Origin of the sequence: Delftia sp. 60 (assembly GCF_002754395.1) — a bacterium.
Lineage (GTDB): Bacteria > Pseudomonadota > Gammaproteobacteria > Burkholderiales > Burkholderiaceae_C > Comamonas > Comamonas acidovorans.
Genome location: NZ_PEFD01000001.1, coordinates 2,314,942 through 2,339,144 on the forward strand (window position 1 = coordinate 2,314,942; position 24,203 = coordinate 2,339,144).

Consider the following 24,203-nt stretch of genomic DNA (forward strand, 5'->3'; position numbering starts at 1 on the left):
GGTTTCCGGGTGTTGCCGCAGCGCCTGCAATCAGGTGGCGCTGCAGAGAATGAGCGTGGAACTCACGCTGCCAGCGGGCTTCCCGCCTGTGCCCGCATAGCCGTTGGGCAGCGTCGTCGAGCCATTCAGCGTGAAGGCGACGCTGATGGACAGCGTGGTTCTGAACGCGATCGTGGCCCCTGCCGGCAGTGCCGAGGTCAGGGTGACCTGGCGGGAGGTTGCGGAAAGTACCGACACGTTGGCTGTGCCTCCTGTCACACTGAACACACCGATGTTGGCAACTCCCGAACCGATGATGGTCACCGTGGTGCCGACGGGAAGCGGCGCAGAGCCTGCCGTGAGGGTGAAGCCGGGGCCAAGGACGCCAAGCACACCACAGCTGCCATCGAGGTGGTAGGCGCCAACTTCGATGATGCTCGAGACCGTGATCGACAAGGCTGCGGTGTCGGTGTTGCTGCCCTGGATGGTGACATTGGTCGGCCCCTCGTCCGAACCTGCGGTGAAGGTCACCGTGCAAGTCCCCCCGGCCGGCAGCGACAGCCCGCAGGTGTTGCCGGAAACGGACAGCCCACTGCCGCCGGGGATGGTGGCGCCGATATTGGCGGCGGCATTCGATCCCGTGTTGGTGATGGTCACGAAGCCCGTGCCGCCAGTAGCAATCGTCAGGGTCGATGCGGAGATCCCCAGCGTGGTCGTGGTGCTGGGCGCCGTCACGGTGAACTGCACTGACGTTGCCGTGGTGTTGCTGCCAGCGAAGCTGATGGCCGTCGGACCTTCCGGCGTGGCTCCAGTCAGCGTGATCGTGCAATTGGCCCCCGTTGCCAGCGATGAACCACAGGTGTTGGCCGACACCGTGATGCCGCTGCCTGCCGGAATCGTGGCCTGAACGTCGAGCGCAGGGGCCCCACCGTCGTTGGTGATGGTCACCGAGCCCGTTGTTCCTGTGTTGAACGACACGGGCGTGGTGGACATGCCCAGCGTGGTCGGCGTGACGGGCGCCGTCACCGTGACCGGCACGGTCGTGGCCAGCGTGTTGCTGCCGCCGAAGCTGATGGCCGTGGGGCCTTCGGCGGCGGCCGCAGTCAGGGTGATGCCGCAGCTGGCCAAAGAGGCGAGTGCGGCACCGCACGTGTTCGACTGCACGGTGATTCCGCTACCGGCTGGCGCCGTGGCGGTCACGTTGAAGGCTGCAGAAGCGCCGGTGTTGCTGATGAGGACCGTTGTCGAGCCGCCCGCAGCGAACGACAGCGGAGCGCTGGGTATCGAAAGCGTGGCCGTGGGAACGGGCACCGTCACCGTGACCTGCACGGTCGTGGTGGGCGTATTGCTGCCGCCAAAGATGACCGCGGTCGGGCCTTCTGCGGCCGCAGCCGTCAGCGTGATCGTGCAGTCGGCCCCGGGGGCCAGGGAGATGGGGCAGGTGCTGGACGCCACCGTGATGCCGCTGCCGACCGGAATGGTGGCTTGCACGTTGAACGCCGGTGCGGGCCCGTTGTTGGTGATGGTCACCGTGCCCGCTCCGCTGGTGCCAAACGACACGGGTGCGGCGGGAATGTCCAGCGTGGTCGGCGTGACGGGGACCGTCACCGTGACCGGCACCGTCGTCGCCGGTGTGTTGGTGCCGCCGAAGCTGATGGCGGTTGGCCCTTCGGCCGCAGCGGCCGTCAGCGTGATCGTGCAGCTGGCAGCGGGGGCCAGGATGGCGGGGCAGGTGGTGTTGGACACCGTGATACCGCTGCCGGCCGGGATGGTGGCCTGTACGTTGAACGCGGGTGCGCTTCCGCTGTTGGTGATGGTCACCGAACCTGCACCGCCGGTGCCGAAGGACACGGGGGCGGTGGGAATGTCCAGCGTAGTCGGCGCGACGGGGGCTGTCACTGTCACAGGCACGTTCGTGGCTGGCGTGTTGCTGCCGCCGAAGCTGATGGCGGTCGGCCCTTCGGCCGCAGCGGCCGTCAGCGTGATCGTGCAGCTGGCAGCGGGGGCCAGGATGGCGGCGCAGGTGGTGTTGGACACCGTGATGCCGCTGCCAGCCGGAATGGTGGCCTGTACGTTGAACGCAGGTGCGCTCCCGCTGTTGGTGATGGTGACCGAACCTGCACCGCCGGTGCCGAAGGACACGGGGGCGGTGGGAATGTTCAACGTAGTCGGCGTGACAGGGGTCGTTACCGTGACAGGCACCGTCGTGGCCGGCGTGTTGCTGCCGCCAACGCCGATGTTCGTGGGGCCTTCCGGTCCTGCCGCCGTCAGTGTGATGGTGCAGCTTGCGCCCACCGGCAGTGACGCCGGGCAGGTGGAGGAGGCCACCGTGATGCCGCTGCCGACCGGAATGATGGCCCGCAGATTGAACGCAGGCGCCGTTCCGTTGTTGGTGATGGTCACCGAGCCTGCGCCGTAGGCGCCGAACAGCACGGGTGCCGGGGGAACGGTAGGCGCGGTTGGCGCGACGGGTGCGGTGACCGTGACCTGTGCGGTAGCGGCGGGCGCATTGCTGCCGCCGAAGCCGATGTTGGTCGGGCCCTCGGCCGAAGGGGCAGTCAACGTGATCGTGCAATTGGCCGAGGGAGCCAGGATGGCGGCGCAGGTGGTGCTGGACACCGTGATGCCACTGCCCGCCGGAATGCTGGCCTGCACATTGAACGCAGGTGCGCTGCCGCTGTTGGTGATGGTCACCGAGCCAGCACCGTTCGCTCCGAAGGACAGGGACGCCGAGGGAATGGTCAGCGTGGCGGGCAGGACGGCCGTCGTCACCGTGACGGGCACGGACGTGGAAGCCGTGTTGCTGCCGCCGAAGCCGATGGAGGTCGGGCCTTCCGCCGAGGGGGCTGTCAGCGTGATCGTGCAGCTGGCCGAGGGAGCCAGGATGGCGGAGCAGGTGGTGTTGGACACCGTGATGCCACTGCCCCCTGGAATGCCGGCCTGCACATTGAGCGCAGGTGCGCTGCCGCTGTTGGTGATGCTCACCGAGCCGGCGCCGCCCGCTCCGAAGGACACGGACGTCGCCGGAATGTTCAGCGTGGTGGGCGTGCCGGTTGCCGACACCGTGACCGGCACGGAAGTGGACGCCGTATTGCTGCCGCCGAAGCCGATGGCGGTCGGGCCTTCCGCCGAGGGCGCGGTCAACGTGATCGTGCAGTTGGCAGAGGGTGCCAGGGCGGCAGGGCAGGTGGTGTTGGACACCGTGATGCCACTGCCTGCAGGAATGCTGGCCTGCACATTGAGCGCATTTGCGCCGCCGCTGTTGGTGATGGTCACCGATCCCGTGCTGCCCGCCGCAAACGACAGCGGCGTGGCGGGAATGCTCAGCGTGGTGGTCGGGGCCGGGCCACCTGTCACGGTGACCGGGGTGGTGGTGGCTGCGGCGTTGCTGCCGGCAATGCTGACCGTGGTCGGGCCTTCCGCCGCGGGTGCCGTCAAAGTGATGGCGCAGCTGGAGCCCGCAGGCAGCGTTGCCGCGCAGCTGTTGGAGGAGATGGTGATGCCGCTGCCTGCGGGAATGGTGGCCTGCACATTGAGCGCTGCCGAGCCGCCGCTGTTGCTGACGTTCACCGTGCCGGCGCTGCCTGCGGCAAATGACAGGCCCGCGCCGGGAACGCTGAGCGTGGTGGGGCTGGCGCCGGCCGTGGCCTGGGCTGCCTCGGCGCGGCAAATGGTTTCCACATTCACCCGGCATGTGCCATTGGGCGCAATGGTGTTGCCCACGGCGCAAAGAGGCGGGGGCGATGCGGGCGGTGCCCCTGGCGGCATGAGATGGGTGAAGCCCGAGGGAAAACACTGATTCAAATTCGGTGGCTGAATGGCGGTGATTTTGAGTGCCACACCGGAATCATTGGTGAAATCTTCTGCAGAAAATCCATTGATATTGCCGCCATTGACAATTTGCGCAACGAGCAATGGCCGTGTCTCACCCGCCGGGTTGGTAAAGCTGCCCGTCAATTGGGCACGCAGATCGGGGCTGTGCCACAGCGTGGCGCACACGATGGCGCTGGTGCACAGCGCCATGAAGAGCGCCCGGTGCTGCCGGTTGCGCAGCACCAGCCAGGCAGCCATGGCCAGCCCTACGGCAAGGGCCAACAGACTCCAAGGGTTGTCCACCGGAATCGCGGTTGCCGCGACGGCGGCAGCCGGAGCGACCGTGATGCTCTGGGCATTGGCGGCCATTGGGAATGAATGGGCGGCAATGGCGGCGACAACGGCGGGGGCAATGGAGATCTGCTTCATGGGTGAATGCCAGGGAGTGATCGGAAAATGAAATTTAAAGTAAGTTTTTTGGAGTATGTCTATTTGTATCTATCGATATCGAGGAATCGTTATGCTGCGACTTCTCAATGACCGTGAAATCGCTATCAATTTGATGCATTTGCAAAGGCCGCCAATGTGCTCGCTGTGCCTCTGTGGAGCAGGTGCGAATGAAGGGCATTGGCAAGGTCTTTTCCGGGAATTCAGAAAAGGCAAAAAAAAACCCGTGACCGGCTTGCGGATCACGGGCTTTGGGCGGCAGCGCCCTGAAAGGCACTGCGGCGAATACGGGTTTACTGCTGCTTGACCGCTTCGATGGACATCACCAGGCGCACTTGCTTGGGGAAGCCATAGTCCACGCCGTAGTTCACGCCGAAGGCGGTGCGGTCGATCACGGCTTCGAAGTCGCCACCGCAGGTCTCACGCTTTTGCAGCATGGCGTTGGGGTAGCAGGTGAACTTGTTGGCCTTGATGGTCACGGGCTGGGTCTTGTCCAGGATGGTCAGGTGGCCGGTGACTTCCTTGAGCTTGTCGCCGTCGAAGACGAACTTGTCGGAGACGAACTTGGCCTGGGGGAACTTGGCCACGTTGAAGATGTCGGCGCTCTTGAGGTGCTTGTCGAAGGCGGCAGTGCCCGAGCTCAGCGATTCCATTTCCAGCACGACTTCGACCTTGCCGGCCTTGGCGTCACGGTCGAATTCCACGGTGCCGCTCTTCTTGTCGAAGCGCACGCGGTTGGTCGAGGCGCCGTTGTGGTCGATCTCGAACGTGGCGAAGGTGTGCGTCGGGTCGATGGCGTAGGTTGCGGGAGCAGCCTGGACAGCGGTGGCGAACAGGCCGGCAATGGCCAGGGCAAACACGGAAGTGCGCATGAAAGAACTCCTAGGTTGGGGTTGCACGAAACGGGAAAGAAAATGGCCGATCTTGGGCAGGGACGCGGCTTACAGCTTGCCCACGCCGGTCAGTGCCAGCTTGAACTGCACCTGCACCTCGTCGGCCACCATGGAGGTATCGCCCCATTCGCCTTCGCCGATCTTGAATTGCAGGCGCTTGAGCGGCAGCGTGCCGGTGGCCGTGGTCGTGGTGCCGGACTGGGCCAGTTGCACGGGAATGCTCACGTTCTGGACCTGGCCCTTGATGCTGAGCTTGCCGTCCACCTGGTACTTGCCGCCGCCCAGCGCCTTGACGGCGGTGGAGTCGAACACGGCCTGCGGGAATTTGGCGACGTTGAACCAATCCGCCTTGGGCAGTTCGGCGTCGGTTTCCTTGGCGCCCATGGTGGCGCTGCCGGTGTCCACGGTGAAGCGGATCTTGCTGGTGTCGGGCTTGGCCGTGTCGAACTGGACCTGGGCATCGAACTTCTTGAAGTGGCCCTGCAGGGGCACGCCCATCTGCTTGGCCGTGAAGTTCACGGCGCTCTGGGCGGGCACGAGCTTTTGCTCGGCCAGTGCCGCTTGGGAAGCCAGGGCCGCAGCGGCCAGGGCGATGGTGGTCAGCGTGGAGGAAAAGCGCATGGCGAGACTCCTAGGGGTCGGGAAGGTCCGGTCAGGGGGTGGCTGGGGCCGGATGGACACCGGCCCTGGCTGGCGAGAGGTTGGCGAAAGGTTCAGGCGCGGCCCGGCAGCATGCGGGAGATCAGTCCGTCGCGGTCGATGAACTGGTGCTTGAGGGCGGCGCCCACATGCATGGCAATCAGCACGACCAGGGCCCAGGCCGCCCAGCCGTGCAGGGGCTTGAGGGTTTCCGCCAGTTCGGGGTTGGCGCTCACGAAGTCAGGCAGGGGCAGCATGCCGAGGAAGACGATGGGAAAGCCGGCCGCCGAGCTGTAGGCCCAGCCCAGCAGGGGCACGGCGAAGAACAGCAGGTACATGGCGTGGTGGGTGCCGTTGTGGGCCCAGTGCTGCCATTGCGGCATGGCACGGGCCACGGCGGGCGGCAGCTCGGGCGGGCGGTGGGTGACGCGCCAGAGCAGGCGCAGCAGGCTCAGCGACAAAAGCGTGACGCCCAGCCACTTGTGCCAGTTGTACAGCTTCAGGCGCGAAGGGGAGAACGGCAGGCCGGTCATGTACCAGCCCAGGCCCAGGGCGGCGATCAGGCCCAGTGCCAGCACCCAGTGGGCGGCCATGGCCACGCCGGTATAGCGCGTGGCTCTGGAGGAGGATTTTGCTGGCGCGTTGGCGCGGGCTGAGGACTCTGTCATGGATGGCGGCAGGCTTTGGAACCGTTCAGGGCCCCTGTGAAGGGGCCCTGGATGGCAAAAAGGGTGCGGTGCGCTCTGCGAGAACTTCGTGCACTGCGGACAACGTGCAGTGTAGGAAGCGGCAAATCCAAAAGAGTTCAGCGGTATTGACGGCTCAATTCAAAAAAGATGAAGGCCGCAGCACCCGTGCCCGCAGTACCAGCGTTACGCGCGGACTGCAGGAGTTCAGGGCCGGGCGGGATCGGCGGGCAGCATGACCACGGCCTGCGCCGCCTGCTTCCAGGCGGCGGCGGCTGCGTCGGCATCACCCCGGTGCTCGGCCATCAGGGCCAGGCGCTGCCAGGCACGGGTGCGCAGTGCGCTTTCCTGCAGATGGGGCGCAGCGCGCAGCAGCAGTTGCTGGGCCTTGCCCCAGAGCTGGCGCTGCACGCAGGCCATGCCGGCCAGGTATTGCAGGCGGGGTTCGCGTGGGTGGCTGTTGGTGGCCGCCTCGATGCGTGCCAGCCAGGTGCCGTCCAGGCCGTCCAGGCAGGGCTCCAGCACCTGGACCAGGCGCGGCAGATGCGATTCGCTGCGCGGGCCGGCATGGGACAGCAGGCGTTCCCACACGGGCAGCAGCCAGGCGCGGGCCTGCGCGGCCTCGCCGCCCAGGGCCATGAGGCGCGATGCGGCCGGCAGCGCGATCTCGGGCATGGCACGTTCCTCACCGTCCAGCGACAGCCAGAAGTGCTGCAGCTGCGTGGTGTCGCGCGCCTCGTTGATGCTCTCCAGCACCAGGCCGCGCACCACGCTGGCGGCAGCCGCTGGCGAGAAGGCGCGGTGCTTGGCCAGCAGGCGCGCCGTGTCCAGCGCCGTCGATGTCTGGCCGGCCAGGCGCGAGGCCTTCAGGCGGATGCGCAGCGCAATCGTGCGGCGTGCCGCGCCCTGGGGCAGTTCGGCCAGGCGGCGCAGCGCATCAGCTGCGTCGCGGTCATCCAGGGCCCAGCGCGCGGCGCGCATCTGGGCACCTTCGCGCATTTCCTGCTCCTGGGCATTGCCCTGGGCCGGTGCATTGGCCAGGACTTCGCGCCAGTGGTGGTCGCGCTGCGGGCTGTCCTGCAGGGCGTGGGAGGCATCGGCGGCCACCATGTGGGCGGCCGCACGCAGCCGCGTGCCGTGTGGCACGGCGGCATGGGCCTCGGCCAGGGACTCCTCCATCGCCAGCGCTGCCAGTGCCGACTTGCGTGCGCGCAGGAAGCGGCCGGCCTGCTGGTGCGACAGGGCTTCCAGCAGGCTGTGGTGCATGGCGCGCTCTTTTTGCTGGCTGCGCCAGCGCCGCGCCTGGTGCGGCATCTGCAGCAGCGCGGCCAGGGCGCGCAGCGCGGCATACAGCAGCACGAAGGCCAGCACGATGATGGCAATGGCCAGGTTCAGGGACAGGTCCAGCCGGTAGGGCGCCCAGAACAGGGTCACCGTGCCCTGGTTGGAGCCCGCGAACAAGGCGGCCGCAACGGCCATGCCGAACAAACCGATCAACCACAGTGCAGCGCGCATTCGTCTGTCTCCCGGCTGCTCAGCGGCCTGCGGCGGCTGTTGCCAGCGCCGCCAGGGTTTCCTGCAGCGCAGGCTGTTCGGTGGTGCGCAGATTGGCCTGGATCTGCTGCAGCTGGGCCTGCACGATCTGGGTGCGGCGCGCGGCAGGATCGAAGTACTTGTTCACGGCCATGCCCGAGGCGGCCAGGTCGGCACGCGCCGCATCCCACTGGCGCGACAGCAGGGCCAGGCGCGAGTTCAGCAGCTTGAGCTTGAGGTTCTCGCGCAGGAAATAGGCCTGCTCGGGCGCCAGCAAGATGGCGTCCGGGTGGTCGATGCGGCTGACGCGCAGCAGGTCCTGGGCCTCTTCGCGCACGGCCGTCCAGCCGCGCTCGCCCCAGGACTGCCACCAGCTCCACTCGGTGGGGCTGCCCTCGATGGCGGCGGGCTCGGGCTGGCGGGCCGTCTGGCCGGCCACGCCGCGATGGCGGCTGGCGCGTGGCTGGGCCACGGCGTTGAGCAGGGGCATCTCGTCGACCAGGCGCACCAGGTCTTCGATGCGGGTGAGCAGGCCGGCGGTGTCGGTCACGCTCATGCGGGCCAGCCGCTCCAGGTCGCGGTCCAGCGCCCGCATCACGGGAGCCAGACGGGGCTGTGCGGCGCGCTCTATGCGCTGGCGGGCGTTCTTGAGCGTGGCCACCAGCGGCTGCAGGCTGCCGGACAGCTCGGCCTGCTGCTGGGCCAGGCGGATGGAGGAATCTATGTCCACCACCAGGTTCTCGTCGCGCGAGCGCGACATGCTTTGCAGGAGTTCGTCGAGCTGCGTGCGCTGCAGCGACAGCTCGGCAATGCGCGCTTCCATGACCGAGGTGCGCGCCGCGCTGTCGCGGGCCAGGTCCTGGGCGTCGCGCGCCAGGGTGCGGGCCTCGACCGACTGGGAGCCGGACTGCGCGGACTGGCGGGCCAACTGTTCCTGGATATTGCCCAGGCGCTGCCAGAGCATGCCGCAGGCAATGAGCGCCGCCACGGCCACGGCGCCCACGCCCAGGACCAGGGCAGAGGAGCCGCTGCGCAGGTCTGCAGCGGGGCTGCTTTGGGCGGAGCCGGCAGCGAATGCTGCGGCGGAGGCTGGGGGCGTCAGGTCCTGCGGGGTGGGGCGGTCTTGCGCTGCGTCGGAACTCATGGCGTCGATTCTATCGACGCAACCACGTCCTCCAGAGCCGGCCGACATTGCTTGACATATCCGAATCCCAGTTGTTTGGCCTGGGCGGCGATTCGCTCGTGCGTAGCAAGCGCTCGCGCCTTTTGCCACGATTGGCCCGGCAAGAGCTGTTGCAGGTTGGCAACGGATTCGGCGCTGCTGAGCAGCCAGAGCGAGCCATCTTCGGCCGCCAGGCGTGCCAGTGCCGTCTGGGCTGCATCCCAGGCAGGCAGTTCGCGCTGGTAGACGGCCAGCATTTCGACCTGGGCACCGGCCTCGCGCAGTCGGGCGGCCAGCCAATCGCGGCCGGCGCCTGCCGTGGCCGGCACGGTCCTGGGCGCTCCTGTCTGGCTGTCGCCGCGCACGATGAGCACGCGGTCGCCCGCATGGATCTGGTCATGCACGCGCTGCCATAGCGTTTCGGATTCGAACTGGGCGGCGTCCGGTGGCGGGCCGTCGATCTGTGCTGGCGCAATGCCCAGGGCCAGCAGCGCCTGGGCCGTGCCGGGGCCGGGCGTCCAGGCGCGGGTGGAGGCCGCAAGCCGTGCGGGGTCGGTGCCGAAGAAATGCTGGACGGCATTGCCGCTGACGAACATCACGGCGCGGTAGCCCGGGCCTTCGCGCAGCGCGTTGCGGGCGGCCTGCAAGGCCTGTTGCGTGGCCGCATCGCGGCAGGGGCCTATGGCCATCAGCGCCAGCGGCTGGGCCGGAAGGCCCCGGGCCTGCAGCGCATCCACCCACGCGGCTGCGTCATGGGCCGGGCGGGTGACGAGTATGCGCGGTGGCATGTGGGCGTGCCGTCTAGAGCTTGGGGGCCGGTTGGGCGCCCGCCGCCTGCAGCAGCGCAGCCACGTGCTGGCCCAGCGCGTCTGCGCTGGCGAAGTCGGTGACGGTGGCATCGGCGTGCACCTGCACCAGCGGCAGCCGGCCTTGCGGGTCTCCCCAGGCTGCGTCCAGGCGCAGTTGCCGGCCGTCGAATGTGCCGTGCGCCGCCAGCGGCATGGAGCAGCTGCCGCCCATGCAGCGGCTGACGGCGCGCTCGGCGGTCACGGTCAGCCAGGTGGTCTGGTGGGCCAGCGGGGCCAGCGCGTCGATCAGGTCCTGGCGGTCGGCGCGCACCTCGATGCCCAGCGCGCCCTGGCCTGCGGCCGGCAGCATGCCGGTGGGCTCGAACCTGGCGCGGATGCGGTCGGCCAGGCCCAGGCGCATCAGGCCTGCGGCGGCCAGCACGATGGCGTCGTAGCGGCCTTCGTCCAGCTTGCGCAGGCGGGTGTTCACATTGCCGCGCAGCGGCTCTATCTTCAGGTCCGGGCGCAGGGCCTGCAGCAGTGCCTGGCGGCGCAGGCTCGATGTGCCGACGACGGCGCCCTGCGGCAGCTCGGCCAGCGTGGCGTAGCGATTGGAGACAAAAGCGTCGCGCGGGTCTTCGCGCTCCATCACGCAGGCCAGCACAAAGCCTTCGGGCAGCTCCATGGGCACGTCCTTGAGCGAGTGCACGGCGATGTGGGCGCGTCCTTCTTCCAGCGCCACTTCCAGCTCCTTGACGAACAGGCCCTTGCCGCCGACCTTGGACAGCGTGCGGTCCAGGATCTGGTCGCCCTTGGTGGTCATGCCCAGCAATTCCACTTCATGCCCCGGGCGCGCAGCAGCGCCTGGACATGCTCGGCCTGCCACAGTGCCAGCTGGCTCTCGCGCGTGGCGATCACGATGGAGTGGGGGAGAAGTGGTTTGGTGTTCATCAGGTGCCTCGGGGGGAGCGCGGGATGCTAGCATGCTGCGCCGCAGTAAACCCGGCACCAGGACCGAAGCCCAAGCAAACCGATACGCTGACCGATTCCAGGAGATTCGTTGATGGCCACCGCCCCCCGCAAGAGCAATGCGCGAGATGACAGGCGTGATGACAAGCCTGTCCGCAAGACGGACAAGGACCTGCCGCTGATCGAGGACATACGCCTGCTGGGGCGCATTCTGGGCGATGTGATCCGCGAGCAGGAAGGCGTGGCGGCCTTCGAGCTGATCGAGCAGGTGCGCCAGCTGTCGGTGACCTTCCGCCGCGATGCCGACGAGACCGCCGACCGCGCTCTCAAGCGCCTGCTCAAGGGCCTGACGACGGACCAGACGGTGAGCGTGATCCGCGCCTTCACCTATTTCAGCCATCTGGCCAACCTGGCCGAGGATCGCCACCACATCCGCCGCCGCGCCGTGCACGAGCGCGCGGGCAACACCCAGGAAGGCAGCATCGAAGTGGCGCTGGCGCGCCTGCGCTGGGCCGGCATCTCGGCCGGTACCGTGGCGCAGACGCTGGCCAAGAGCTATGTGGCGCCCGTGCTCACGGCCCACCCCACGGAAGTGCAGCGCCAGAGCATTCTGGTGGCCGAGCGCGACATCTCCCAACTGCTGGCCGCACGCGAGGACATCGTGGCCCGCGCCCAGCTGTACAACAGCGCCAAGGACGCGCTCACCCCGCGCGAGCTGGAACGCAACGAGGCCCAGCTGCGCGCCCGTGTCAGCCAGCTGTGGCAGACGCGCCTGCTGCGCTACTCCAAGCTCACCGTGGCCGACGAGATCGAAAACGCGCTGTCCTACTACGAAGCCACCTTCCTGCGCGAGATCCCCAAGCTGTATGCGCAACTGGAGCAGGAGCTGGGCAACACCCTGCCCGTGCACAGCTTCCTGCGCATGGGCCACTGGATCGGCGGCGACCGTGACGGCAACCCCAATGTCACGGCCCAGAGCCTGGAGCTGGCGCTGTCGCGCCAGGCCGACGTGGCGCTGCGCCACTATCTGCGCGAGGTGCACTACCTGGGCGGCGAGCTGTCGCTGTCCCAGCGCCTGGCCGATGTCACGCCCGAGATGCAGGCGCTGGCAGAGCGCTCGCCCGACACCAACGAGCACCGCTCCGACGAGCCCTACCGCCGCGCGCTCACCGGCATCTACGCGCGCCTGGCTGCCACGCTCAAGGGGCTGACGGGCGGCGAGGCTGCGCGCCATGCTGTGGCGCCGCAGAACGCCTATGCCTCGCCCGAGGAGTTCCTGGCCGACCTGCGCGTCATCGATGATTCCCTGAGCCGCAACCACGGCGAGGTGCTGGCGCCCCAGCGCCTGCGCCCGCTGATGCGCGCCGTGCAGGTCTTCGGTTTCCACCTGGCCACGGTGGACCTGCGCCAAAGCTCGGACAAGCATGAGGAAGTGGTGGCCGAGCTGCTGGCTGCCGCGCGCCTGGAGCCCGACTACTCGGGCCTGCAGGAAGACGCCAAGTGCGCCTTGCTGGTGCGCCTGCTGGAAGAGGCGCGGCCGCTGCGCGTGGTGGGCGCCGACTATTCCGAGCATGCGCGCGGCGAACTGGCCATCTTCGAGACCGCGCGCCGCCTGCGCGCGGCCCTGGGCGCCGAGGCCATACGCCACTGCATCATCAGCCACACCGAATCGGTCAGCGACCTGCTGGAAGTGCTGCTGCTGCAAAAGGAGGCCGGGCTGCTGCGCGGCACGCTGGACGACGGCGCCATCTGCGATGTGATCGTCGTGCCGCTGTTCGAGACCATTGGCGACCTGCGCAGCGCCTCGCCCATCATGCGCCGCTACTTCCAGCTGCCCGGCGTGGCGGCCATGGTGCAGCGCAGCGGCGGCGAGCAGGACATCATGCTGGGCTACAGCGACAGCAACAAGGACGGCGGCATCTTCACCAGCAACTGGGAGCTGTACCGCGCGGAGATCTCGCTGGTCGAGCTGTTCGACGAGCTGGCCGACAGCCATGGCATCAGCCTGCGCATGTTCCATGGCCGCGGCGGCACGGTGGGCCGGGGCGGTGGCCCCAGCTACCAGGCCATCCTGGCCCAGCCCCCGGGCACGGTGCGCGGCCAGATCCGGCTGACCGAGCAGGGCGAGGTCATCGCCTCCAAGTACGCCAACCCCGAGATCGGCCGGCGCAATCTGGAGACCCTGGTGGCCGCCACGCTGGAGGCCACGCTGCTGCAGCCGACCAAGCCGGCCACGCGCGCCTTCCTGGATGCGGCGGCCTTCCTGTCCGACGCCAGCATGGGCGCCTACCGCGCCCTGGTGTACGAGACCCCCGGCTTCACCAGCTACTTCTTCAGCAGCACGCCCATCCGCGAGATTGCCGAGCTGAACATCGGCTCGCGCCCGGCCTCGCGCAAGCCCTCGCAGAAGATCGAGGACCTGCGCGCCATTCCCTGGGGCTTCAGCTGGGGCCAGTGCCGGCTCACGCTGCCGGGCTGGTACGGCTTTGGCGCCGCGGTCAAGGCCTTCATCGACCAGCCGGGCAAGGATGGCAAGGCCCAGCTGGCCCTGCTGCAGAAGATGTACCGCCAGTGGCCGTTCTTCCGTACCCTGCTGTCCAACATGGACATGGTGCTGGCCAAGAGCGACCTGAACCTGGCCTCGCGCTATGCCGACCTGGTGCCGGACGCGCGCCTGCGCCGGCGCATCTTCAGCGCCATCGAGGCCGAGTGGCACAGCACCGTCGATGCGCTGGCGCGCATCACGGGCGACAAGCAGCGCCTGGCCCACAACGAAGCGCTGGCGCGCTCCATACGCCATCGCTTCCCCTACATCGATCCGCTGCACCATCTGCAGGTGGAGCTGGTGCGCCGCTGGCGCGCAGGCCAGACCGATGAGCGCATCAAGACCGGCATCCACCTGTCCATCAACGGCATCGCGGCCGGGGTGCGCAACACGGGCTGATCCTGCTCTCTGGAGGCCGCAACAGCCCTTTGCGGCCGGCGTTGTACGATGTGCTCCGGACAGGAGCGCCTGACTTCTGCCGGGAAGAAAAGGGTGGGAGCCATGGGCAACAAGAGGTCACGGGCCGGCTTTCCGGACGTGCAACTGTTCCTGACACAGCGCCTGGCCAGGCTGGCCGGTGCCAACTCCATGCGGGCCATACGCGAGGGTCTGCTCTGGCTGGTTCCCTGTCTGCTGGTCTCGGCCCTGTTCCTCATCCTGTCGGCGCTGGCGCAGATGTCCGGCCAGCCCGAACCCGTGGTGCGGGTGCTTGCGGGCCTGCACGCGGAGATCGGCAGCATCCTGCCACTGCTGGTGGCCGCGTCCATCGGCTACATGCTCTCCATACGCCACCGGCTGCCGCGCCTGCCGGTGACCTTTCTGTGCTTCGCGCATGTGCAGATGGCCATCTATCTGCTGAGCGAGCATCCGCGCGCGGCGGCCACCCTGGTGCTGTTCATCTCCATCGCCTCCCCCCTGATCACCGTGCCCCTGATGGCGCGCCTGAGCCGGCTGCGCTGGACGCGCATCGCGCGCACCGGCTTCGTGAGCGAGAACGTGCGCGAGGTCATGAACCTCGTCGTTCCCGGCGCCCTTGTCGCCGTGCTGCTCGTGCTGCTGCTGCTGGGCCTGCAACAGGTGCTGCCGGATATCACGCGGGCCGAACTGCCGCTGGCCATCGCGGGCCCAGAGAACCCCTACCGCAGCGGGCTGACGCTGGCACTGCTCAATTCCGTGCTCTGGTTCTTCGGCGTCCAGGGGTACTACGCCATGCAGCCCTTCTTCCAGGTGCTGGACCAGGCGGTGGTGGCCAATGCCGCCGCCGTGGCGCAGGGGCTGCAGGCGCCCTGGGCGCTCAGCGGCGGGCTGATGGGCTCCTTCGTCTTCATCGGCGGCTCCGGTGCAACGCTGTCGCTGGCGCTGGCCGTGCTGCTGTTTTGCCGGGGGCGGGGCCTTCGCGTGCTGGCGCTGGCGGCGCTGCCCATCTCCTTGCTCAACGTCAACGAGATCCTGCTGTTCGGGCTGCCGATCATCCTGAACCTGCGCCTGCTCGTGCCGTTTCTCGCGGTACCCGCCATCAACCTGGTCGTGGCCGTCACGGTGGTGCAGGCCGGCTGGGTGGCTCCGGCCTCCATGGTGCTGCCGCTGACTGCGCCCGTGGTCTTCAATGCCTATGTGAGCACGGGCGGGGACATGGCGGCCGTGGTGCTGCAACTGGCATTGACGGCCCTGGGAGCGCTGATCTATGCGCCCTACGTGCGGGCCATCGACCGGCTGGGCCAGGACGACGGTGCCATCGTGCTGCACGCGCTGGACACCACGTTCTCGCGCCTGCCCGAAGAGGCCGGCCTGATCGTGCGCGATCCGCTGGTGCAGGCGCACCAGGCGCAGGCCCGGCGCGAGACCATGCTGGCGCATATCCGGCGCATCAGCGAGTACGAGTTCCACCTGGAATTCCAGCCCCAGGTCTCGCACCGCAGCGGCCTGTGCCTGGGCTGCGAGGCCCTGCTGCGCGCGCGGGACGCGCAGGGCCGCTTGCAGCAGCCCGGCAGTTTCCTGCGCTGGCTGGCCGATGCGGGGCTGATGCGCGAGGTGGACCTGTGGGTGGCGGGCGCTGCCGTGCGCCAGAGCCGGCACTGGCGCCAGGAGGGCTTTGCCATGCCGATCAGCATCAATGTGTCGGGTGCCACGTTGACCTCGCCCGAGCACTGCTCACGCCTGATGCTGCTGCTGGCCCAGGCCAGGGGGCAGGTCGGCGTGGAGATCACGGAGGAAGAAATGGTGGGCGACGTGGAGGCGATCCGCCGCGCCATAGGGCAGATCCATGCGCTGGGCGCCAAGGTGTCCATCGATGACTTCGGCACCGGCTTCTCGTCCATGAGCTACCTGCACCAGTTCGATGTGGATGCCATCAAGATCGACCGCAGCTTCGTCGTGGCCAGCGGCCATGCCAAGGGCGAGCTGGTGCTGGACGGCCTGCTGCGCTTTTGCGAGGCGCTGCAGCTGAACGTGGTGGCCGAGGGCGTGGAGACCGAGGCGCAGTTGCAGTCCCTGGGCTTCGAGGGCGATCTGCTGGTGCAGGGCTGGTACTTCAGCCGCGCCCTGCCGGGCGAGAAACTGCCGCAGTTCGCCAGGGACTGCGCCGCCAGGGCAGGCGGCGGGACGGTCTAGATTCCTGGATTCCTGTGGCGGCATCGCGGGTGCGATGCGCAGTGCAGATCATCAGTGCAGCATCAGCGAGCCGGCGCTCTTGCTCTTGCCGGCGCGTGCGGGCGGATTGCACAGGCCGCACTGGTAGTGGCGCTCGTTCTCGTAGGGCTCGGTCACGAACTGGCCCTTGCACACCGTGCACTGGGTGCGGGTCAGCATCTGCGCGTCGACGAACTTCACCAGGCGCCATGCGCGGGTGAAGGACAGCAGCGCTTCCAGCTCGGCGGCCTGGATCTGCTCGGTATAGAGACGGTAGGCCTTGGTCAATTGTTCAACGGCATCCAGCTCGGCGCCCTTGGACAGGTACTCGTAGATATTCAGGAATAGCGAACTGTGGATGTTCTCCTGCCAGGTCAGGAACCAGTCGGTCGAGAACGGCAGCTGGCCCTTGGAAGGCGACTTGCCGGCGATCTCCTTGTACAGGCGGATCAGGCGCTCGTAGGACAGCGTGGTCTCGGATTCGAGCACCTGCATGCGTGCACCCATCTCGATGAGCATGGCGGCGCGCTCGATCTGCTTGGACTCGTTCAGGACACTTTTGGCGGGGGTGGACATGGCGGGCTCCAGAGTTCTTCAGGCGGATCAGAGGACTTCGGAGACGCGGCTGGCCATCAGGATGTTGGCGTGCAGCGTGTTGGTCGCACCGTTGCCGATCTTGTTGCTGCTGTGGTTGGTCAGCAAGCTCCAGACCATTTCGTCGTCCACCCGGAAGCTGGCGAGCAAGGTATTGCGCGAGGCCAGCTTCAGCACCTGGGCTGCCGACAGTGCGGCCAGCAGGTCGCACGATTCTTCGTTCAGTCCCAGGCGGAACACCGCTTCGGCCTTGTCCTGGCGGATCAGGGTCTGGGCCAGCATCAGGTAAGTGAGGTTGGCTTCGCGGATTTCGGCAAGCAGCTGTTCATTGTTCATAGGACCATCCTTTGCATCTCGGCAGCCGCAACGCCCGGGTAGAAACAAGATGTTCAACCTGTTGCGATCTGTTGAGATGGATTGTGGAGGAGGGCCCTTCGCCGTTGAAGTCGGGGCAGGTCTGCGCCGGATGTCTGGTTGTGAGACGGTGTTTGTAAGATTTACCTTACACCTGTAGCAAGGTTTGGATGACTCGATTTTGCTCGGGCCCCGCCGTTTGGGGGCTCGGGAGCAGGCCGCTGCAGTGGTGTTGTTGCATGTCGGCCTTTTGACACAGTGCTGTCATTGTGCAGCCTCCCCAAGGGGAGGCATAAGCCGAATTAGCCGCGCTCCACCGGCCTCTTCGGGTCACTGCACCACTCGCTCCAGCTGCCCGCGAACAGCCTTGCAGGCGGCAGCCCCGCAATGCGCATGGCCAGCAGATTGGGCAGCGCGCTCACGCCGCTGCCGCACTGGTGCACCACGCTGGAAGGATCGCGGCCTGCCAGCAGCTGGTCGAACTCCGCGCGCAGCAGGGCGGCAGGCTTGAAGCGGCCATCGGCAGCGATGTTCTCGGTGAAGGGCCGGTTGAGCGCGCCCGGGATGTGGCCGGCCACAGGGTCCAGCGGCTCGACCTCCCCGCGGTAGCGGGCCGGGGCGCGTGCATCGACCACGGTCTGGCCTGCGCTGCCCAGTGCATCGAGCACCTGCTGCGCCGTTGCCAGTTGCTGCAGCGGCTCGCGCAGCTCGAAGTTGGACTGGAAGCGCGCGCTTTCCTCGCCCGATGCCACGGGCTGGCCTGCGGCCTGCCAGGCCTGGAGGCCTCCGTCGAGCACGGCCACATCGCCATGGCCGGCCCATTGCAGCATCCACCACAGGCGCCCGCAGTAGTTGGCGCCGTTGCGGTCATAGACCACGGCCTGCATGTCGTTGGAAAAACCGATGCTGGACAGCCACACGGCAAAGCGTTCGCGGTTGGGCAGCGGGTGGCGGCCGCCCGAGGCGGCCTGCTCGCTGGCCGCCACGCTGCCATGAGCGCCGGGCACGCCATGCTTGGCACTGAGGTCATGGTCCAGGTCGGCGAAGACGGCGCCTGGAATATGCGCCTGCAGGTACTGGGCCTTGCCGGCCGCAGGCTGGGTCAGGTCGAAGCTGCAGTCGAAGACCATCAGCGGACGGCCGCTGGCCTGCAGCGCGGCCAGTTCCTGGACGGAGATCAGGGTCTGGTGGGTCTGGTAGGGGGTGTTGGAAGTCATGGATGCGGAACTCCGAAGGCCTGTGCAGGCGGTGGTGCGCCTGCGGCAAAAGATCCGATCCATTATGCGACGGCCCCAGGCGGGCCGGCGGCGTCAGCCGCGCGAACGCAGGGCCGTGGCCAGGGCCCCGCTGGCCACGATCAGGCCAATGCCGGCCCAGCCGATCAGCGGCACGCTTTCGCCGAACATCGCCAGGCTCAGCAGGGCCGCGAAGACGATGCCCGAATACTGCAGGTTGGCCACGACCAGGGTGTTGCGACTGTTGCTGGCCGAGGCGTAGGCCGCCGTCATGCAGACCTGGGCCACGGCGGCCAGCACGCCCACGGGCAGCAGCCACAGCGCGCGCCAGCCCGGCCAGGCGGATACGCCCGTGAAGCACATGGCCAGGGCGCCGGCCACGGCCGAGCCCAGTGCGAAGTAGAAGACCACGCGCGCCTCGGGCTCGCCCATGCGCGACAGCGTGGCCACCTGCATATAGGCCATGGCGGCGAACACCCCGCCGATCAGGCCGCCCGCGCTGGCCACGAATTCCTGCGGCGCCGCGCTGGGGCGCAGCACCAGGATCACGCCCACGAAACCCAGGGCCACGGTGGCGACCAGGCTCCAGGGAAACGGCGGCAGCGCGCGCAGCGCATGCGATTCGGGTTGGCGGCGCAGCTGGTGGCGCAGCAGCAGGCCCTGGCCGATCAGAAAGACCGCCATCCAGATGCTGCTCATGGAGTTGAAGGTGGCGGCCGTGGCCAGCGGCAGATGGCCGATGGAGTAGAACCAGGCGCCCATGGACGTCACGCCCACGAAGCTGCGCCAGGCATGCTCGCGCGGGTAGCGCGTGGCCAGCGAGATGCCCTGGTGGCGCGCCAGCCACCACAGCGCCACCATGCTGACCAGCCCGCGGTAGAAGACGATTTCCGCCGCGTTGAAATCCTGGGAGGCGAACTTCACACACACACTCATGACCGCAAAGACGAATGCGGCCGCCACCATCCACAGGGCTTGCATATAAATGACCGGATAGAGCCGCACAAGGACCGCGGCGCTGGACGAGAAAAGGGTTGGGTTTTGTTTGTGGCGCATGCCGCCTGGCTGCGTACGGCCCAGGGCCGTGGCAGGGACACGCGCAAGGAACTGTATTGCATAAGCCAAGACATTGGACTTGCCTCGGGATGCATTGCCGCCGCCAGCCCTGCCCATTGGGCACATCAGGGCGCTTGCATTCAGAGGAGCTGGGCAGCGGGCCTGCCGCTCAATACTGACGGCCCGATGCAAGCGGCCCAATGCAGACGGCCCGCACGAATGCGGGCCGTCGGGAGAGCCGGAGCAGATCAGCGTGCAGGGACTGCGTCACCCATCACGCCGCGATACCACTCATGGAAGTGCTGCATGCCGTCTTCCATGGGGCTCTGGTAGGGGCCGACCTCGTTGTCGCCGCGCTCATACAGTGCCCTGCGGCCGGCGTCCATGCGCTCGCCGATCTCGTCGTCCTCGATGCAGGTCTCCATGTAGGCGGCCTTTTGCGCCTGCACGAATTCGGGCTCGAAGGCCGCGATCTCTTCGGGGTAGTAGAACTCGACCACGTTCAGCGTCCGGTCCACCGCCAGCGGGTGCAGGGTCGAGACCGTGAGCACGTGCGGATACCACTCCACCATGATGTGCGGGTAGTAGGTCAGCCAGATCGCGCCGCGTTCGGGCAGCTCGCCGTTGCGGTAGGCCAGCAGCACGTCGTGCCACTTCCTGTAGGTGTCCGAGCCGGGCTGGGCAAAGCCGGGTGCCACGCCCACGGTCTGCACCGAGTACTCCTTGGCAAACTCCCACTGCAGGTCGTCGCAGGTCACGAAATTGCCCAGGCCCGGGTGGAAGGGACCCACGTGGTAGTCCTCGAGGTAGACCTCGATGAAGGTCTTCCAGTTGTAGTTGCACTCGTGCATCTCGACATGGTCGAGCACGAAGCCCTCGAAGCTCAGCTGCTCGCGCAGCTTCATGCCGGCCAGGTCGGACTCGATGTCGCGGCCGTTGTCCTCGAACAGCAGGCCGTTCCACTCGCGCAGCCGGTAGTTGTTCAGGTTCAGGCAGGGATCGTGGCTGAAGTGCGGTGCGCCCAGCAGCTCGCCGCTGGTGCTGTAGGTCCAGCGGTGCAGCGGGCAGACGATGTTGCCCCCCGCATGGCCCTTGCCTTCGGTCATCAGATTGCCCCGGCCCTTGAGCATCACGGCCTGGCGGTGGCGGCAGACGTTGGAGATCAACTCCACCTGCCCCCTGGCATTGCGCACCAGCGCGCGGCCTTCCTTTTCCTGGGGCAGGGCGTAGTAGTCGCCTATCTCGGGAACGGCCAGTTGGTGGCCCACGTAGCGCGGGCCGCGTTGAAAGATGGTCTCCAACTCGCGCTGGAACAACGCAGGGTCGAAGTAACTGGAAACTGGTAGTTGGCTTGCGGCCTGCTGCAGTTGAAGACTTAAATCAGACATGGGTGACCTGACCTAAAGACTCCCCACAGGGAGGGTGCGCGTGCGCACGGGATTGGAAAAAGCAAAACCGGCCGTTCCTGGACATGGAGGCAGGCTTCACGACGTGAAAAGAAGCGGCGCCCGAGGCGCTGTCTCTTGTCGATGAGCCCGACCGTATGCCCAGGCAAGGGGCCGGTTTGACGGGGAATGGGATTATAGCCCGTGGGGTTATTTCCGGATGCCCGGTACGTGTATTGCGCGCGCCGGATGCCGCCTGTCAAGGGCTGTCCGGTTATTGGCGGCACGGTCATGGAGGGGCGCCTAGAATCGTCGGTTCCCCACAACGCACCGCCATCGCACCATGCCCAAGGCTGCTCCCAAGGCTCTTGCCGAGCCCACCAGTTACGAATCCGCGCTGCAGGAGCTGGAGCAGCTCATCGCGCAGATCGAGTCGGGCCAGCTGCCTCTGGAGCAGATGCTGACAGGCTACCAGCGCGCGGCGCAGCTGCTCGGCTATTGCCGCGGCCAGCTCGACGCGGTGCAGGAACAGGTCAAGGTGCTTGACGAGGGGACGCTGGCCCGTGGAGCCAGGATTGAAGATTGCCATGAGTGCCGTGATGACTTGCGCTTCCGATGTTTCCCAGCCGGCCGGCCCCGGCGCGCTGGATTTCCCCTGCTGGATGACCGATCGCCTGGCGCGCACCGAAAGCGCGCTGTCGCAATGGGTGGGCGTGGATGCGCCCGCAGGCCTGGGCGAGGCCATGCGCTACGCCGTGCTCGATGGCGGCAAGCGCCTGCGCCCGCTGCTGGTCTGGGCCGCTGCGGAGGCCGTGGATGGCCTGCAGCCCGCCGCCGTGCGTGCCGGCTGCGCGGTGGAGCTGATCCATGCCTATTCGCTGGTGCACGACGACATGCCCTGCATGGACAACGACGTGCTGCGCCGTGGCAAGCCCACGGTGCATGTGCAGTTCGGCGAAGCCTCGGCCCTGCTGGCTGGCGATGCGCTGCAGGCGCTGGCCTTCGAGCTGCTCGTTCCCGAGCCCGATCAGGCCGGCAGCATGCCGGACGCCCTGCAGGCGCGGCTGTGCCGGCTGCTGGGCCGTGCCGCAGGCGCGCAGGGCATGGCCGGTGGCCAGGCCATCGACCTGGCCAGCGTGGGCCTGCAACTGAGCGAGGCCCAACTGCGCGAGATGCACCGCCTCAAGACCGGCGCCCTGCTGCATGCCAGCGTGCTCATGGGCGCGGCCTGCAAGGAGGGCGTGGATGCCCAGGCCTGGCAGGCGCTGTCCGACTACGGGCAGGCGCTGGGCGTGGCCTTCCAGGTGGTGGATGACATCCTCGACGTGGTGGCCGACTCGGCCACCCTGGGCAAGACGGCCGGCAAGGACGCGGCCAACGACAAGCCGACCTACGTCTCGCTGCTGGGCCTGGACCAGGCCCGCGCCCATGCCGACGAGCTGTGCGCCCTGGCGCATGCGGCGCTGGCGCGCAGCGGCCTGCCTGATACCCGCGCGTTGGCGGCGCTTGCCGACATGGTGGTGAGCCGCACCCACTGACAATACGGACCGCGGCGTTGCCGCTCCAAGATACCTAGCATGACCACGAACACCTACTCCCTGCTGCAGACCATCGACGATCCCGCGGATCTGAGGCGTCTGTCGCGTGCCGAACTCAAGACCCTGGCCCAGCAACTGCGTGCCTATGTGCTCGACAGCGTCTCCAAGACCGGCGGGCATCTGAGTTCCAACCTGGGCACGGTGGAGCTGACGGTGGCGCTGCATGCGGTGTTCGACACGCCCTACGACCGCGTGGTCTGGGACGTGGGCCACCAGACCTATCCGCACAAGATCCTCACGGGCCGGCGCGAGCGCATGGCCTCGCTGCGCCAGTTCGGCGGCCTGTCGGGCTTTCCGCAGCGCGCCGAGAGCCCGTACGACACCTTCGGCACGGCGCACTCCTCGACCAGCATCTCGGCCGCCCTGGGCATGGCCCTGGCCGCCAAGCAAAAGGGCGAGGACCGCCGCGCCATCGCCGTCATCGGCGACGGTGCCATGACGGCCGGCATGGCCTTCGAGGCGCTGAACAACGCCGGCGTGACCGATGCCAACCTGCTGGTCATCCTCAACGACAACGACATGAGCATCAGCCCGCCCGTGGGCGCGCTCAACCGCTACCTGGCCCAGCTCATGAGCGGGCAGTTCTACGCCAAGGCACGCGACATGGGCAAGAGCGTGCTCAAGCAGGTGCCTCCGCTGCTGGAGCTGGCCAAGCGGCTGGAGCAGCAGGCCAAGGGCATGGTCGTGCCGGCCACGCTGTTCGAGAACTTCGGCTTCAACTACATCGGCCCCATCGACGGGCATGACCTCGATTCGCTGATCCCCACTCTGGAGAACATCAAGAGCCTCAAGGGCCCGCAGTTCCTGCACGTGGTCACGAAGAAGGGCCAGGGCTACAAGCTGGCCGAGGCCGATCCCGTGGCCTACCACGGCCCCGGCAAGTTCGATCCCAGCGTGGGCCTGGTCAAGCCGGCCACGCCCCCGAAGCAGACCTTCACCCAGGTCTTCGGCCATTGGCTGTGCGACATGGCGGACAAGGACCAGCGCCTGGTGGGCATCACCCCCGCCATGCGCGAGGGCTCGGGCATGGTGGAATTCCACAAGCGCTTTCCGGGCCGCTACTACGACGTGGGCATCGCCGAGCAGCATGCGGTCACCTTCGCGGCCGGCATGGCCTGCGAGGGCCTCAAGCCCGTCGTCGCCATCTATTCGACCTTCCTGCAGCGCGGCTACGACCAGTTGATCCACGACGTGGCGCTGCAAAAGCTGCCCGTGGTCTTTGCGCTGGACCGCGCAGGCCTGGTCGGCGCCGATGGCGCCACGCACGCAGGTGCGTATGACATCGCCTTCGTGCGCTGCATTCCGCACATGAGCATGGCCTGCCCGGCCGACGAGCGCGAATGCCGCCAGCTGCTGACCACGGCCTACGAGCAGGACCATCCCGTGGCCGTGCGCTACCCGCGTGGCGCGGGCGTGGGTGTGGCGCCGCTGGAGAGCCTGGAGGGCCTGCCCTTCGGCAAGGGCGAGGTGCGCCGCGAGTCTGCCAAGAAGCAGGTCGCCATCCTGGCCTTCGGCACCCTGCTGTACCCGGCCCTGGCCGCGGCCGAGGCGCTGGACGCCACCGTGGTCAACATGCGCTGGGCCAAGCCGCTGGACGAGGAACTGCTGCGCCAGGTGGCCTCCACGCACGAGCTCATCGTCACCGTGGAAGAGGGCTGCATCATGGGCGGCGCAGGCAGCGCCGTGGCCGAGTCGCTGCAGGCCGCGGGCATCACGCGCCAGCTGCTGCAACTGGGCCTGCCCGACGAGTTCATCGAGCATGGCGATCCCGCCAAGCTGCTGGCCCTGCAGGGCCTGGATGCGGCGGGCATCGAGGCCTCGGTCCGCGCCCATCTGGCACCCGAGCGCGCGGTGGCCTGAGCGGCGCCGGGCAGCCGGCCAGCCGAGCAGAACTACGCG

At 67.7% G+C, this 24,203-nt stretch carries 17 protein-coding genes and 3 pseudogenes; 6 read left to right on the plus strand and 14 right to left on the minus strand.

Annotated features, from left to right (window positions below):
- Positions 1-30 precede the first annotated feature (30 nt).
- Complete coding sequence (locus CLV01_RS10515; RefSeq protein WP_257221256.1) at positions 31-3,660, minus strand: beta strand repeat-containing protein; 3,630 nt, start codon at positions 3,658-3,660, stop codon at positions 31-33.
- 57 nt (positions 3,661-3,717) lie between these two features.
- Positions 3,718-4,221: pseudogene (locus CLV01_RS29890) on the minus strand (midcut-by-XrtH protein); the annotation flags it as partial.
- A gap of 91 nt (positions 4,222-4,312) precedes the next feature.
- Between CLV01_RS29890 and CLV01_RS28650 the strand changes: the two are divergent.
- Positions 4,313-4,546: a hypothetical protein gene (locus CLV01_RS28650; RefSeq protein ID WP_143290082.1), complete on the plus strand. Its 234-nt coding sequence runs from the start codon at positions 4,313-4,315 to the stop codon at positions 4,544-4,546.
- On the opposite strand, the gene CLV01_RS10520 is transcribed toward CLV01_RS28650, so the two are convergent.
- From CLV01_RS10520 to hemC, 7 genes and pseudogenes are all read right to left on the minus strand, one after another.
- Complete coding sequence (locus CLV01_RS10520) at positions 4,533-5,111, minus strand: YceI family protein (protein WP_012204149.1); 579 nt, start codon at positions 5,109-5,111, stop codon at positions 4,533-4,535. The genes CLV01_RS28650 and CLV01_RS10520 overlap by 14 nt on opposite strands.
- Before the next feature lie 69 nt (positions 5,112-5,180).
- Entirely contained in the window at positions 5,181-5,753 is a 573-nt protein-coding gene (locus CLV01_RS10525; protein WP_034391259.1) for a YceI family protein, read from the minus strand.
- 92 nt (positions 5,754-5,845) lie between these two features.
- On the minus strand, positions 5,846-6,439 hold the full coding sequence (locus CLV01_RS10530) for a cytochrome b (protein ID WP_099734356.1): 594 nt from the start codon (positions 6,437-6,439) through the stop codon (positions 5,846-5,848).
- A gap of 225 nt (positions 6,440-6,664) precedes the next feature.
- On the minus strand, positions 6,665-7,972 hold the full coding sequence (locus CLV01_RS10535; RefSeq protein WP_012204152.1) for a heme biosynthesis HemY N-terminal domain-containing protein: 1,308 nt from the start codon (positions 7,970-7,972) through the stop codon (positions 6,665-6,667).
- Between the two features lie 19 nt (positions 7,973-7,991).
- On the minus strand, positions 7,992-9,134 hold the full coding sequence (locus CLV01_RS10540; protein ID WP_180288374.1) for a uroporphyrinogen-III C-methyltransferase: 1,143 nt from the start codon (positions 9,132-9,134) through the stop codon (positions 7,992-7,994).
- The gene (locus CLV01_RS10545) at positions 9,131-9,940 is read right to left on the minus strand and encodes a uroporphyrinogen-III synthase (protein WP_099734355.1); all 810 of its coding nucleotides are present in this window, start codon (positions 9,938-9,940) and stop codon (positions 9,131-9,133) included. Before CLV01_RS10545 ends, CLV01_RS10540 begins: the two co-directional genes overlap by 4 nt.
- 13 nt (positions 9,941-9,953) lie before the next feature.
- Positions 9,954-10,891: pseudogene (gene hemC / locus CLV01_RS10550) on the minus strand (hydroxymethylbilane synthase).
- 112 nt (positions 10,892-11,003) lie between these two features.
- Here hemC and ppc point away from each other — a divergent pair.
- Positions 11,004-13,853, plus strand: a complete 2,850-nt coding sequence (gene ppc / locus CLV01_RS10555; protein WP_099734353.1) for a phosphoenolpyruvate carboxylase — start codon at positions 11,004-11,006, stop codon at positions 13,851-13,853.
- Positions 13,854-13,955: 102 nt separating this feature from the next.
- Positions 13,956-16,064 (plus strand): PTS sugar transporter subunit IIC/EAL domain-containing protein, encoded by a 2,109-nt coding sequence (locus tag CLV01_RS10560; protein ID WP_099734352.1) that lies wholly within the window; start codon positions 13,956-13,958, stop codon positions 16,062-16,064.
- A gap of 51 nt (positions 16,065-16,115) precedes the next feature.
- Here CLV01_RS10560 and flhC read toward each other — a convergent pair whose 3' ends face one another.
- The 5 genes from flhC to CLV01_RS10585 form a co-directional block, all read right to left on the minus strand.
- Complete coding sequence (gene flhC, locus CLV01_RS10565; protein WP_012204158.1) at positions 16,116-16,658, minus strand: flagellar transcriptional regulator FlhC; 543 nt, start codon at positions 16,656-16,658, stop codon at positions 16,116-16,118.
- A 27-nt stretch (positions 16,659-16,685) separates the two neighbouring features.
- Positions 16,686-17,012 carry a flagellar transcriptional regulator FlhD gene (flhD, locus tag CLV01_RS10570; RefSeq protein ID WP_012204159.1) on the minus strand — a complete coding sequence of 109 codons (327 nt, stop codon included), beginning with the start codon at positions 17,010-17,012 and terminating at the stop codon, positions 16,686-16,688.
- A 320-nt stretch (positions 17,013-17,332) separates the two neighbouring features.
- Positions 17,333-18,247, minus strand: coding sequence for a sulfurtransferase (locus tag CLV01_RS10575; RefSeq protein ID WP_099734351.1), 915 nt, complete (start codon positions 18,245-18,247; stop codon positions 17,333-17,335).
- A 93-nt stretch (positions 18,248-18,340) separates the two neighbouring features.
- On the minus strand, positions 18,341-19,246 hold the full coding sequence (locus tag CLV01_RS10580; protein WP_034391274.1) for a DMT family transporter: 906 nt from the start codon (positions 19,244-19,246) through the stop codon (positions 18,341-18,343).
- 323 nt (positions 19,247-19,569) lie between these two features.
- Positions 19,570-20,709, minus strand: a complete 1,140-nt coding sequence (locus tag CLV01_RS10585) for an aromatic ring-hydroxylating oxygenase subunit alpha (protein ID WP_012204162.1) — start codon at positions 20,707-20,709, stop codon at positions 19,570-19,572.
- A 340-nt stretch (positions 20,710-21,049) separates the two neighbouring features.
- Here CLV01_RS10585 and xseB point away from each other — a divergent pair.
- The 3 genes and pseudogenes from xseB (at position 21,050) to dxs (ending at position 24,164) form a co-directional block, all read left to right on the plus strand.
- Positions 21,050-21,285: pseudogene (gene xseB, locus CLV01_RS10590) on the plus strand (exodeoxyribonuclease VII small subunit).
- An 8-nt stretch (positions 21,286-21,293) separates the two neighbouring features.
- Positions 21,294-22,244 (plus strand): polyprenyl synthetase family protein, encoded by a 951-nt coding sequence (locus CLV01_RS10595; protein WP_012204164.1) that lies wholly within the window; start codon positions 21,294-21,296, stop codon positions 22,242-22,244.
- A gap of 39 nt (positions 22,245-22,283) precedes the next feature.
- Complete coding sequence (dxs, locus tag CLV01_RS10600; RefSeq protein ID WP_034391284.1) at positions 22,284-24,164, plus strand: 1-deoxy-D-xylulose-5-phosphate synthase; 1,881 nt, start codon at positions 22,284-22,286, stop codon at positions 24,162-24,164.
- The last annotated feature ends 39 nt before the right edge of the window (positions 24,165-24,203 follow it).

Excerpts from the sequence above, each read along its gene's own strand:
- CLV01_RS10560 (WP_099734352.1), top strand. The coding sequence starts at position 13,956 with ATGGGCAACAAGAGGTCACGGGCCGGCTTTCCGGACGTGCAACTGTTC.
- CLV01_RS10595 (WP_012204164.1), top strand. The coding sequence starts at position 21,294 with ATGAGTGCCGTGATGACTTGCGCTTCCGATGTTTCCCAGCCGGCCGGC.
- ppc (WP_099734353.1), top strand. The coding sequence starts at position 11,004 with ATGGCCACCGCCCCCCGCAAGAGCAATGCGCGAGATGACAGGCGTGAT.
- CLV01_RS10520 (WP_012204149.1), bottom strand. The coding sequence starts at position 5,111 with ATGCGCACTTCCGTGTTTGCCCTGGCCATTGCCGGCCTGTTCGCCACC.
- CLV01_RS10575 (WP_099734351.1), bottom strand. The coding sequence starts at position 18,247 with ATGACTTCCAACACCCCCTACCAGACCCACCAGACCCTGATCTCCGTC.
- CLV01_RS10545 (WP_099734355.1), bottom strand. The coding sequence starts at position 9,940 with ATGCCACCGCGCATACTCGTCACCCGCCCGGCCCATGACGCAGCCGCG.
- CLV01_RS28650 (WP_143290082.1), top strand. The coding sequence starts at position 4,313 with ATGCTGCGACTTCTCAATGACCGTGAAATCGCTATCAATTTGATGCAT.
- dxs (WP_034391284.1), top strand. The coding sequence starts at position 22,284 with ATGACCACGAACACCTACTCCCTGCTGCAGACCATCGACGATCCCGCG.
- flhD (WP_012204159.1), bottom strand. The coding sequence starts at position 17,012 with ATGAACAATGAACAGCTGCTTGCCGAAATCCGCGAAGCCAACCTCACT.
- flhC (WP_012204158.1), bottom strand. The coding sequence starts at position 16,658 with ATGTCCACCCCCGCCAAAAGTGTCCTGAACGAGTCCAAGCAGATCGAG.
- CLV01_RS10530 (WP_099734356.1), bottom strand. The coding sequence starts at position 6,439 with ATGACAGAGTCCTCAGCCCGCGCCAACGCGCCAGCAAAATCCTCCTCC.
- CLV01_RS10540 (WP_180288374.1), bottom strand. The coding sequence starts at position 9,134 with ATGAGTTCCGACGCAGCGCAAGACCGCCCCACCCCGCAGGACCTGACG.
- CLV01_RS10535 (WP_012204152.1), bottom strand. The coding sequence starts at position 7,972 with ATGCGCGCTGCACTGTGGTTGATCGGTTTGTTCGGCATGGCCGTTGCG.
- CLV01_RS10580 (WP_034391274.1), bottom strand. The coding sequence starts at position 19,246 with ATGCAAGCCCTGTGGATGGTGGCGGCCGCATTCGTCTTTGCGGTCATG.
- CLV01_RS10525 (WP_034391259.1), bottom strand. The coding sequence starts at position 5,753 with ATGCGCTTTTCCTCCACGCTGACCACCATCGCCCTGGCCGCTGCGGCC.
- CLV01_RS10585 (WP_012204162.1), bottom strand. The coding sequence starts at position 20,709 with ATGTCTGATTTAAGTCTTCAACTGCAGCAGGCCGCAAGCCAACTACCA.